The organism is Bartonella sp. TT119HLJHH (assembly GCF_042193385.1).
Taxonomy (GTDB): Bacteria; Pseudomonadota; Alphaproteobacteria; order Rhizobiales; family Rhizobiaceae; genus Bartonella.
This window is the reverse complement of sequence record NZ_JBHILS010000139.1, coordinates 327-606: the sequence shown is the minus strand read 5'-3', so window position 1 is coordinate 606 and position 280 is coordinate 327. Positions and strand designations below refer to the sequence as shown.

Sequence of the window (280 nt, the reverse complement as noted above, 5' to 3'; positions counted from 1 at the left end):
AGACTTTATCTTGTTTAAGATCTTTTGAATAGAAAGAGCAATTCTTTTTAATGGCGCTTTTGTGCAAAAAAATCTTTAAGCAGCTGAGCAGCTTCTTTTTCTTTGAAACCAGAATAGATCTCAGGTTTATGATGACAAGTTGGCTGTTGATAGAGGCGTGGACCATGTTCGATGGCACCACCTTTGGGGTCGCTTGTTGCGTAATAGAGGCGCCGTATGCGTGCAAATGAAATAGCTGTTGCACACATAGCACAAGGTTCAAGCGTTACATAAAGGTCGC

General features: G+C 41.4%; 1 protein-coding gene. It reads right to left on the bottom strand.

Annotated elements, in window-relative coordinates:
* Window positions 1-47 precede the first annotated feature (47 nt).
* The coding region (locus tag ACFIJL_RS09810; protein ID WP_375624546.1) for a nucleoside deaminase at window positions 48-280 on the bottom strand (233 nt) is incomplete at its 5' end.